This window comes from Micromonospora sp. NPDC048040, from assembly GCF_055587185.1.
The window spans coordinates 46,147-56,279 of sequence record NZ_JBVJGT010000046.1; the positions used below are offsets into that span (position 1 = coordinate 46,147).

General features: G+C 72.2%; 12 protein-coding genes. 8 read left to right on the forward strand and 4 right to left on the reverse strand.

The genetic code is table 11. From position 1 onward, the window contains the following. Positions 1-32 precede the first annotated feature (32 nt). From ACZ6O2_RS28830 to ACZ6O2_RS28840, 3 genes are all read left to right on the forward strand, one after another. Positions 33-974, forward strand: coding sequence for a LysR family transcriptional regulator (locus ACZ6O2_RS28830; protein ID WP_466025044.1), 942 nt, complete (start codon positions 33-35; stop codon positions 972-974). 290 nt (positions 975-1,264) lie between these two features. Further along, positions 1,265-2,122, forward strand: coding sequence for a MerR family transcriptional regulator (locus tag ACZ6O2_RS28835; protein ID WP_350709866.1), 858 nt, complete (start codon positions 1,265-1,267; stop codon positions 2,120-2,122). Continuing rightward, positions 2,119-3,108, forward strand: coding sequence for a BtrH N-terminal domain-containing protein (locus tag ACZ6O2_RS28840; protein ID WP_466025045.1), 990 nt, complete (start codon positions 2,119-2,121; stop codon positions 3,106-3,108). Before ACZ6O2_RS28835 ends, ACZ6O2_RS28840 begins: the two co-directional genes overlap by 4 nt. A gap of 281 nt (positions 3,109-3,389) precedes the next feature. Here ACZ6O2_RS28840 and ACZ6O2_RS28845 read toward each other — a convergent pair whose 3' ends face one another. Both ACZ6O2_RS28845 and ACZ6O2_RS28850 read right to left on the reverse strand, forming a co-directional pair. Beyond that, the gene (locus ACZ6O2_RS28845) at positions 3,390-3,521 is read right to left on the reverse strand and encodes a hypothetical protein (RefSeq protein WP_350709862.1); all 132 of its coding nucleotides are present in this window, start codon (positions 3,519-3,521) and stop codon (positions 3,390-3,392) included. A 119-nt stretch (positions 3,522-3,640) separates the two neighbouring features. Beyond that, positions 3,641-3,769 carry a hypothetical protein gene (locus tag ACZ6O2_RS28850; protein ID WP_466025046.1) on the reverse strand — a complete coding sequence of 43 codons (129 nt, stop codon included), beginning with the start codon at positions 3,767-3,769 and terminating at the stop codon, positions 3,641-3,643. 111 nt (positions 3,770-3,880) lie between these two features. On the opposite strand from ACZ6O2_RS28850, the gene ACZ6O2_RS28855 reads away from it, so the two are divergent. After that, positions 3,881-4,537 (forward strand): SGNH/GDSL hydrolase family protein, encoded by a 657-nt coding sequence (locus ACZ6O2_RS28855; protein ID WP_466025047.1) that lies wholly within the window; start codon positions 3,881-3,883, stop codon positions 4,535-4,537. A 161-nt stretch (positions 4,538-4,698) separates the two neighbouring features. Here ACZ6O2_RS28855 and ACZ6O2_RS28860 read toward each other — a convergent pair whose 3' ends face one another. Then, a complete protein-coding gene (locus ACZ6O2_RS28860; RefSeq protein WP_350709859.1) occupies positions 4,699-4,932 on the reverse strand; it encodes a hypothetical protein in 234 nt (77 codons plus the stop codon). A 168-nt stretch (positions 4,933-5,100) separates the two neighbouring features. Here ACZ6O2_RS28860 and ACZ6O2_RS28865 point away from each other — a divergent pair, with 168 nt between their 5' ends. The 3 genes from ACZ6O2_RS28865 (at position 5,101) to ACZ6O2_RS28875 (ending at position 7,735) form a co-directional block, all read left to right on the forward strand. Continuing rightward, complete coding sequence (locus tag ACZ6O2_RS28865) at positions 5,101-5,583, forward strand: GNAT family N-acetyltransferase (RefSeq protein WP_466025048.1); 483 nt, start codon at positions 5,101-5,103, stop codon at positions 5,581-5,583. Positions 5,584-5,637: 54 nt separating this feature from the next. After that, a complete protein-coding gene (locus tag ACZ6O2_RS28870; RefSeq protein WP_350709856.1) occupies positions 5,638-6,282 on the forward strand; it encodes a hypothetical protein in 645 nt (214 codons plus the stop codon). 130 nt (positions 6,283-6,412) lie between these two features. Continuing rightward, positions 6,413-7,735, forward strand: coding sequence for a hemolysin family protein (locus ACZ6O2_RS28875; RefSeq protein WP_466025049.1), 1,323 nt, complete (start codon positions 6,413-6,415; stop codon positions 7,733-7,735). Between the two features lie 32 nt (positions 7,736-7,767). On the opposite strand, the gene ACZ6O2_RS28880 is transcribed toward ACZ6O2_RS28875, so the two are convergent. Further along, positions 7,768-8,178 (reverse strand): PaaI family thioesterase, encoded by a 411-nt coding sequence (locus tag ACZ6O2_RS28880; protein ID WP_350709852.1) that lies wholly within the window; start codon positions 8,176-8,178, stop codon positions 7,768-7,770. Between the two features lie 79 nt (positions 8,179-8,257). Between ACZ6O2_RS28880 and tyrS the strand changes: the two genes are divergently transcribed. Next, a complete protein-coding gene (tyrS, locus tag ACZ6O2_RS28885) occupies positions 8,258-9,544 on the forward strand; it encodes a tyrosine--tRNA ligase (RefSeq protein ID WP_350710018.1) in 1,287 nt (428 codons plus the stop codon). Positions 9,545-10,133: the final 589 nt, after the last annotated feature.

Below are 10,133 nucleotides of genomic sequence, written 5' to 3' on the forward strand. Positions count from 1 at the left end.
AACCAGCGTTTGTGCAGCCGTACGATCTGGGCGTGGACATCGAGGCCGTGCGCACCTTCGTCGCCGTCGCCGACGCCGGACAGTTCCAGGAAGCGGCCATCGACCTGGAGATCACGCAGCAGGCTGTCTCCAAGCGCGTGGCCAACCTCGAACGCCGCCTCGGAGTCACCCTCTTCACCCGCACCGCCCGTGGCGCCCAGCTCACCCTCGACGGGCAGGCATTCCTCCCGCACTCCCGCGAACTGCTCCGAGCTGCCGAACGGGCCGCCGCCTCGGTCCGGCCGGGCGAACGCGCGCTGCGCGTCGACGTCCTCAACCGACGCATCGCCCCGGCCGTGACGATGCAGCGCTTCTACCGGGCACACCCGGGGACCGAGCTCGACGTCGTCACGCTTTCGAACGCCAACGTCGAGACGGCCATCGAGGCCGTCCGCGCCAGGGAGATCGACGCGACCTTCCGGGCCGTACCGATACCGGTCCGCGAGCTACCCGACGGCATCCTGGTCGAGCGGGCCCTGGACGACCCGCTGCAACTGCTCGTCGGCCCCGCCCACCCGCTTGCCGCCGCTCGTTCCCTGACCCCGGCTGACCTGGCCGGGCACCGCATCTGGATTCCGGGCATCAAGCGGGGCACCGAGTGGGCCGCCTACTACGACGAGCTCACCGACGCGTTCGACCTTCGGATCGACGCGATCGGCCCGAACTTCGGCACCGAGGCGCTGCTCGACGCGATCGCCGACTCCGCCGACCTGGCCACCCTCGTGGGCAGCGGCGACCGGTACATCTGGCCAACCACCCACGACCTGCGTCGCATCCCGCCGCACGGCCCCACGCCGGTCTACCCGCACTCGTTCGTGTGCCTCGCGGGCAACCCGCACCCCACCCTCACCGCACTCCGCCAGCACCTGACGGCCGCGCGGCCGGCCACTCCGGCCGAGGTCTGGGCACCGAGCTGGGCCAGCCGCCGCGCCTGACGCCGGACGGCACGCGCTCCGGCGTCACCCCTGTCCCCGAAAAGGCGGTACGCGTCGCTGTTCGCGGAGCCGGAGGGTCGTTGCCCGCCGGCAACGCACGTTGTGCGGACCCGTGCCGACCGGTCCAGCCCACATGACGTCGAGCTGTCGGGCGCGCGGCCCGCGAGGCACGCCGGGTACGTGGCCGGCCGGACCCGTTCCATGATGATTCGTTCCGTGGTCGGTGCGGCAGGGGCCGGGCCGGGGTTGACCCTCTCCCAGGGGGAGGGTCGAGGCTGTTGGAGGCGTCGGTGACAGGGTTGCTGCCGATCGGGGTGTTCGCGCGAGCGACCCGGTTGTCCGTTCGAGTGCTGCGCAACTATGACCGGCTGGGTCTGCTCGTCCCGGCGTCGGTCGATCCGGATACCGGCTACCGCCGGTACAGCGTCGACCAGTTCCCCAGAGCGGGGCTGGTCCGGCGGCTGCGGGAGCTGGAGGTGCCGTTGCCCGAGATCGCCGAGATCCTGGCGGCCGAAACCCCGGACCAGACCCGCGCCGTTGTCGAGCGGCACCGGGAACGCGTGGCCGCGCGGGCGGCCCGGCTCGACGAGATCGCCGGGCGGTTGGGGGCCGTGCTGGCCGAGCCGGGACGCATGCCGGGCTGGCTACACGTGTACGAACGGTGGCGCGATGCCCAGCCCACCGCCCGCACGCTGGTGCGTACCCCGCTGAGCGGGCTGGCCGAGGCGCTGGCGCCCGGGTTCGCGCGGCTCTTCGCCGGCCTCGCCGCGCAGGGGATCGCCCCGGCAGGGCCGGTCGGGACCCGACACCTCAGCGACGACCTCGACGCGGCGGAGTTGGAGGTGGAACTGTTCGCGCCGGTGGCGCGCCCGCCCCGGCCGACCGCGACGATTGCGCCCGGGGAACTGCCGGGCTGCCTGCTCGCCGCGACCGTCCACGAGGGTGGCTACGACGCCATCGATACCGCCTACCGGTCGCTGGGACGCTGGATCGCCGAGCACGACCGGGCGCTGGCGGGCCCAGCCGAGGAGCGCTACCTCGTATCGCCCGCACCCGGCACACCCACGGCCGCGCTCCGCACGGAGATCGCCTGGCCGGTCCGACCCCCGTCCGGCCCGTCCCGACCAGCAGATCAGGAGACCGAATGATCATCGAGAACGTGGCGTTCCCCGCCGGTCAGCACTGCGAGACCACCACGCTCGGTGCCCTGCTGCGCCACGAGGGCGTCGACCTGTCCGAGCCCATGCTGTTCGGCCTCGGCGAGGGTCTGGGCTTCGTCTACTGGGATGCCAAGAGCATGGACTTTCCGTTCCTCGGCGGACGCACCAAGCCGACCACGATCACCCGAACCGTGGCCGACCGGCTGGGCCTGACGCTGCACATCCAGGAGACCGCCTCGCCCCGTAAGGCCTGGCAGAACGTGGCCGCCGCCCTCACCGCCGGACGCCCGGTCGGCCTGCAACTCGACTCCTACCACCTGGACTACTTCAGCACGAAAGTCCACTTCGGGGCCCACTTCGCCGCGATGTACGGCTACGACGACACCCACGCCTACCTGATCGACACCGCCCAGCAGGGCGGCAGCGTGACGACCACGCTGACGAGCTTGGAACGGGCCCGCAACGAACGCGGACCGATGACCGCCCGCAACCTCTCCTACACGATCGCCAGCCCCACCGGCCGGCCCGATCTGGGCCACGCCATCCGGGCGGCCATCCGCAACAACGCGCACGCCTTCCTCAACCCACCCATCGCCAACCTCGGCCATCGCGGCATCGACAAGGCGGCCCGACAGGTGGCGCGGTGGCTCGACCGCTCCCGCGACCCGTCCCGCGACCTCCCGCTGGCCGCAACGCTGATGGAACGCGGCGGGACCGGCGGCGCCCTGTTTCGCGCCATGTACCGCGACTTCCTCGCCGAATGCGCCACGATCGTCGACGACGACACCGTCCGCCTCGGTCACCGGCGGTACGCCGAGATCGCCCCGTCATGGACCGAGGTCTCCCACCACATCACGGCCGCCGGAGAGACCGGCGACCCGGACCACCTGACCCGAGCCTCGGCACTCCTCACCGAACTCGCGGCCAGGGAGCGCCACGCCATGCAGATCCTGACCGGAATTCGCCCCGACTGACCGCCTCGACGAGCACGGCTCCCGTACCCGCTCGAACACCGCCCACCTCGGCACGTCCGGACGTTTCTCGCACTTGCGGGTCTCCTGACACGCGGATTGCGACGCGGTGCGCCGGGTGGGCACGTCGGCCTGGCTGCACAGGCCCTGCCCGCCGGCGCGCGCCTGACCGTGGGACCGCTCGGGGTGGGTGGCAGTACGAGGACCGGCACGGGCCGTCGACCACCGGGTCCGGCGGGGATTTCAGCGCACCGCGAGGAAGCCGTAGCCGGCGCGACGGTCGGTCATGTCCCGGTTGCCGGCACGACTCCCGCCACCAACGCCCGCAACGCGGCCAGCGACTGCTCGATGTCGACCCGGTCGAGCGCCACCAGCCACTGCTGGTGGATGCTTCGCAGGCGTCGTCTCGGGCGCACTCGTCATCCTGGCGAAGCGGAGAGAAGACCAGTCGCGGAGAGACCACCACCGAGGAGACAACCAGGCGTGATGTCGCGGCGACAGCGGAGCGGGGTGCCCGGCGCTCTCGAGGTCCCAGTCATCCGTACCGGGCGAAGATCCTCCGTACGGCGGCCAGTTCATCGCCCTCGTCGGCGTCGTTCCAGGCGAACCGTTCCGCGCCGTCGACCGCACCCGCGACGACGCCACCCCGATGCGGGCGGTGCACCCGGAGTCGAGCCGCCCCTACCCCGATCCCGACCAGGCGACCTCCCAGCCGGGCACGCGTACGATCGCCCTGCCCGGCTCCGGCACCGACGCGACGCAATGGAGGCCCGTGATGACAAAAGAGATCCCACCCGGCGGACGGGTGCTGTTCATCGGCGACAGCATCACCGACGCGGGACGCAACCGCGAGCGGTCCGACGACCTCGGTGGCGGATACGCCATGATGTCCTCGGCCTGGTTCACCGCCCGGCACCCGCAGCACGCCGTCACCTTCCTCAACCGGGGCGTCAGCGGCGATCGCGTCCGCGACCTGCGCGCCAGGTGGGACGACGACTGCCTGCGGCTCGCGCCGCAGGTGGTGTCGGTGCTGATCGGCATCAACGACACCTGGCGCCGGTACAGTGCCGACGATCCCACCACCGCCGAGGAGTTCGAACGCGACTACCGGCACATCCTCGACCTGACCCGACGGCAGCTCGACGCCGCCGTCATCCTGATCGAGCCCTTCCTCATCCCGCTCGACGACGGACAGCGGGCCTGGCGCGAAGACCTCGGGCCGAAGGCCGACGTGGTGCGCAAACTGGCCGTCGACTTCGACGCGACGTTGGTGACGGTGGACCACCTGTTCGGTGCCGGAACAGCCGACGAGCAGGTCTGGACGGCGGACGGCGTGCACCTGACACAACCGGGTCACGCCCTGCTGGCTCAGCAGTGGCTGCGGGCGGTCGCCGCCCGGGACCTGGCAACCGCCCCGACAGCCGTCCCGTGACGATCCGCGAGAGGAGACGGCGGGACCACGGATGTTCGCCGACGACCTCTCCACCGGGCTCGTCGGCTGGCGGGCGCTGACGGGATCGCCGGGCGAATGGACGACGCCAGCGCGGAGTTCACCACGTCTCGGGTCGACAGCCGCGCGTAACCGTCGGGCCGTTACCCGTCGCCGGCGGGGCGCTCGCGCACGACCAGTTCGTCGATCTCCAACCGGCCGATGCGCAACTCCCGCACGACGGCCCGGCGGATCGCCAGCCGACCGATGGCCAGCGCCCCGACGGCGAGGGCCCCGACGGCCAGCGCGCCCACGGCAAGCGCTCCGAGCGACGCCGCGCCCGCCGCCGTGCCGACGGGCGTCCCGCCCGCCCGCGCGCCCCGTACCGCACGTGTCATCCGCTCATTGTCCGCGCGGCGCCGGCCCGGCGTGCCCGAATCGGCGCGCCGCCGGGCGTCCGTGTCCGCCCTGGGCGTGATCGGGGGCGCGGCCGGATCTGGCGAACGCGGGAGAATGGGCGTGGCGCGAGGTCCGCGATGTCACCGCCCGGCTCTATCCTCGGGCCCGTGACCGCCGACCTGCGCCTGCGCCCCGTACGCGACGACGACCTGCCCCGCTTCTTCGACCACGAGCAGGACGTCGAGGCCAACTGGATGGCCGCCTTCGGCCCGGAGGACCCGACCGACCGGGCGCGGTTCGACGCGCACTGGCGCCGGGTCCGCGCCGACGAGCGGATCGTCGCCCGCACGGTCGTCGTCGACGACGAGGTGGTCGGCCATGTGACCGCCTTCCCGGTCGACGACAAGACCGAGGTCAGCTACTGGATCGACCCGCGCCGCTGGGGCCGGGGCTACGCCACCGCCGCGCTCGCCGCACTGCTGCGCGAGCTGCCCCAGCGGCCCGTGCACGCCCGCGCCGCCAAGGACAACCGGGCCTCGCTCGCCGTGCTGCGCAAGTGCGGCTTCGTCGTCACGGGCGAGGACAAGGGGTACGCCAACGGCCGCGGCGCCGAGGTGGAGGAGTGGGTGCTGGAGCTCGCCGACCGCTGAACCGGCCCCGCGCCCACCGCGCGGGCTGACCCGGGTGACCACTACTCTCGCGGGGTGGACTGGCTGGAACTCATCGGCTGGACCGGCTCGGCGCTGCTGGTCTGGTCGCTGCTGCAGACGCGCATCCTCCGGCTGCGTGCCCTGAACCTGCTCGGGTGTCTGATCCTGATCGGCTACAACGCCGCGGTGCAGGTCTGGCCGATGGTCGGGCTGAACGTCGTGCTGGCCGTGATCAACGTCTGGTACCTGCGCGCCATGCTCGCCACCCGCCACGACGAGGCGACCTACCAGGTGGTCGAGGTCGGCGTGGACGACCAGTTCCTCGCCCACACGCTGCGCGTCCACGGCTCGGACATCGCCCGCTTCAACCCCGGCTTCCGCTGGCCGCCCGGCACCTCCGCCGAGCGCTCCGCCTTCCTGGTGCTGCGGGCCGACGAGGTGGTCGGCGTGGTGCTGTCGCACGCCGAGCCAGACGGCGTGGCGCAGGTCGACCTCGACTACGTCACCCGGCGGTTCCGGGACTTCACCCCGGGCGAGTTCGTCTACCGGCGCAGCCGCCTCTTCACCGACCGGGGGTTCCGCCGGGTGGTCACCCCGCCCGGCATGGTCGCCCCCTACTACCACCGGCTCGGCTTCCGCCCCGAGGGCCGCTCCTACGTGCTCGACCTGACGGCCCCGCCGGTCGCCGAGCGAGCCTGACCGCCTCCCCGGCCGGGCGAGGATTCACCGGCCGGCCCGGTGGGCACAGACTGGCCTACGCCGGCCGGGTCCTTCGGCCGGCGGTGCCGGTCGTGCGACGGGCACCGGTGGCGCGTGAGGAGAGCCAGGCGTGCAGAGCATCTGGAGCCAACTGGCCCTGGTCGGTGTCCTGGTCGTCCTCAACGCGGTCTTCGCGGGCAGCGAGATGGCGCTGGTCTCGCTGCGGGACAGCCAGGTCCAGCGGCTGGAACGCACCAGCCGCGCCGGCCGGGTGCTGGCCCGCCTCGCCAAGGACCCGAACCGCTTCCTGGCCACCATCCAGATCGGCATCACCCTCGCCGGCTTCCTGGCCTCGGCCGCGGCGGCGGTGTCGCTGGCCAGGCCTCTGGTACCGCTGCTCGGCGCGCTGGGCGGCGCCGCGGAGACCGTCGCCATCGTGGTGGTCACCCTCGCGCTGACCTTCGTCACCCTGGTCTTCGGCGAGCTGGCCCCCAAGCGGATCGCCATGCAGGCCGCCGAGCGGTGGGCGCTGCTGGTGGCCCGCCCGCTGGACCTGCTGGCGGCCCTCACCCGGCCGGCCGTCTGGGCCCTCGGCGCCACCAGCGACCTGGTCGTACGCCTGGTCGGGCTCAACCCCGAGCACGAGCCCGACGAGATCGGCCCCGACGAGCTGCGGGAGATCGTCTCCGGCAACCACGGCTTCACCAAGGAGCAGCGGACGATCATCGCCGGGGCGGTGGAGATCGCCGACCGCCAACTGAAGGCGGTGCTCGTACCACGGTTGCAGGTCTTCACGCTCGACAGCGGAACCACCGCGGAGGCCGCGCGGCTGCTGCTGGCCGCCACGGGCCACTCCCGGGCGCCGGTGGTCCGGCACGGCGGCCTGGACGACGCGGTCGGAGTGATCCACCTGCGCGACCTCGTCGGCGTCCGCGACGACCGGCCGGTCGACGAGTGCGCCCGCCCGCCGATGCTGCTGCCGGACTCGCTGCCGGTGGTCGACGCGCTGCGCCAGTTCAAGGCCGAGCGTCAGCACATCGCCCTGGTGGTCGACGAGCGGGGCGCGGTCGACGGGATCGTCACCCTCGAGGACATCCTGGAGGAGATCGTCGGGGAGATCTACGACGAGACCGACCGGGACGTGCGCGCCGTGCGCACCGAGCCGGACGGTGTCATGCTGCTCCCCGGCACCTTCCCGGTGCACGACCTCACCGACGTCGGGGTCGAGCTGCCCGGCCGCCCCGGCGGCGACTACACCACCATCGCGGGCCTGGTGCTCACCTGCCTCGGCCACATCCCCACCGTCGCGGGGGAGAGCGTCACGGTGGACGGCTGGGAGCTGGAGGTGGCCCGCATCGACCACCGCGCGATCACCGGCGTCCGGGTGCGCCGGCCGGTCGGGCCGCCGCGCGACGACGCCGGGGAGCCGGTGCTGGACGAGGCCCGCGGCTGAGCGTCGCCGCCGCGCCCCTGGCAGGGTGCGGGTCAGGCGGGGGAGAGGTTCTGCAGTCGCACCTGGCCGCGGGCGACGAGCTGGGCGTCGGCGTCGGTGATCTCCACCTGCCAGAGCTGCTGGCTGCGCCCCCGGTGTACGGGGGTGCCCACGGCGGTCAGCTCGCCGTCGCGGACCGCGCGCAGGAAGTCGGTCTGGTTCGACACGCCGACGACCCGCCCCCGGTCGCCCAGCCACACCGACCCGCCGACGCTGGCCGCGGTCTCGACCACCGAGCAGTACACGCCGCCGTGCTGGATCCCGAACGGCTGGTGCAGCTCGGGGCGGACCTGCCAGCGGATCACCACGCGGTCCCCGCTGACCTCGTCGAACTTGAGGCCGAGCAGGGCGACGAAGCCGCCCGTCAGATCCGGCATGTCCACGGCGTTCCCCTTCCCGATCATGGCGTCGCCAGCCTACGCCGCCGCCCGCTGCGCAAACCCGCTACGGCAGGCGCCCGGTCATGGGGGAGAATGGGTGACCGTGACCGACAGCAGCCTCCCGCCGCCCGGGCGGGACTCCCTGACCGATGACCTGCGGTGGCGCGGCCTGATCCAGGACTCCACCAACCTCGACGAGCTGCGTACGCTGCTCGACGGCAGTGCCGCCACCTACTACGTGGGTTTCGACCCGACCGCGCCGAGCCTGCACGTCGGCCACCTCATGCAGGTCACCACGGCCCGTCGGCTCCAGCTCGCCGGGCACCGGCCGCTGCTGCTCGTCGGCGGCGCGACCGGCCAGATCGGCGACCCGAAGGAGAGCGCCGAGCGGACCCTCAACCCGCCCGAGGTGGTCGCCGGCTGGGTGGCCCGGATCCGCGACCAGCTCGCCCCCTTCGTCTCGTACGAGGGCGAGAATGCCGCGCAACTGGTCAACAACCTCGACTGGACCGCCGAGATGTCGGTGGTCGAGTTCCTCCGCGACGTCGGCAAGCACTTCCCGGTCAACAGGATGCTGGCCCGGGAGGTGGTCAAGGCGCGGCTGGAGAGCGGGATCAGCTTCACCGAGTTCAGCTACCAGCTGCTCCAGGCCAACGACTTCTTCGAGCTGCACCGCCGGCACGGCTGCCAGCTCCAGTTCGGCGGCTCCGACCAGTGGGGCAACATCGCTGCCGGGGTGGACTACATCCGCCGGCGCGGCGCCGGCCCGGTGCAGGCGTTCACCACCCCGCTGGTCACGAAGTCGGACGGGACGAAGTTCGGCAAGACCGAGGGCGGCGCCATCTGGCTCGACCCCGAGCTGACCAGCCCGTACGCGTTCTACCAGTTCTGGGTCAACGTCGAGGACCGGGACGTGAGCCGCTACCTGCGCTACTTCAGCTTCCGTTCGCGGGAGGAACTGGAGGCGCTGGAGAAGGAGACGGCGGAGCGGCCGGCCGCCCGGGCGGCCCAGCGCGCGCTCGCCGAGGAGCTGACCACGCTCGTGCACGGCGAGCGGGAGATGGCGCAGGTGGTCGCCGCCAGCCAGGCGCTCTTCGGCCGGGGCTCGCTGGAGGAGCTCACGCCGGCGACGCTGCGCGCCGCGCTGACCGAGGCCGGCCTCGTCCACCTCGACGAGCTGCCCGACGTCGCCGGGCTCCTGCGCGATTCCGGGCTGGTCCCGAGCCTGAAGGAGGCCCGCCGGGTGATCGCCGAGGGCGGCGCCTACGTCAACAACAACCGGGTCACCGAGGCCGACGCCACCGTGAGCCCCGAGGACCTGCTGCACGGCCGGTACCTGGTGCTGCGCCGCGGCAAGCGGTCGTTCGCCGGGGTCGAGCTGCGCAACTAGCCGTACGCCCGCGCGAGTGTGACGGGCGACGCCCCCGGCGGATTTGACGATCAATCCGCCGGGGGCGTAACTTTCTCTCTGCCAGCGCGGAACGGACGAAACGGGGCGAAAGTCCTGGAGGCCGGAGCGTGGGAATGAGCTTCCGGTTCGAGGGGTTGTGCTCCTCGGACCCGGGACCGGGCGGTGCCCCGGGTTCGCCGTGAGGCGGATTTGGTGGGGTGGAGCTGACCGGGTATGGTTCGACGCCGGCAGGGAACCGGGCGTGTTCGTGGGAGACCGCGGCGGCCGGTCTGTCGGAAGCCGTGATCGGAATCGGTGGGAGCCGGTTTGGTTGTGGTGCCCGGAAATTGGGTTGAAGTGGTGTGGATCGCGGTAGAGCGGTTTGACGCGGCGGAAACCGGCGGGTAACGTAGTAAAAGTGCCCGGCGCGAGAGCGGCGGGGATGTGAGCGAAATGCCCCGGGTCGGGGGTCCCATGGTGTGGGGTTTCCGGGCGGTGTGTGGTTGTTCTTTGAGAACTCAACAGGGTGCTTGATAAGCCAGTGCCAAATTGTTTGATACCCCGGGCTGGCAAGCCTTTATGGTTTGTT

Coding starts and splice junctions, on each gene's coding strand:
- ACZ6O2_RS28855 (WP_466025047.1), top strand. CDS start 3,881: ATGACAAAAGAGATCCCACCCGGCGGACGGGTGCTGTTCATCGGCGAC.
- ACZ6O2_RS28840 (WP_466025045.1), top strand. CDS start 2,119: ATGATCATCGAGAACGTGGCGTTCCCCGCCGGTCAGCACTGCGAGACC.
- ACZ6O2_RS28880 (WP_350709852.1), bottom strand. CDS start 8,178: ATGATCGGGAAGGGGAACGCCGTGGACATGCCGGATCTGACGGGCGGC.
- ACZ6O2_RS28860 (WP_350709859.1), bottom strand. CDS start 4,932: ATGACACGTGCGGTACGGGGCGCGCGGGCGGGCGGGACGCCCGTCGGC.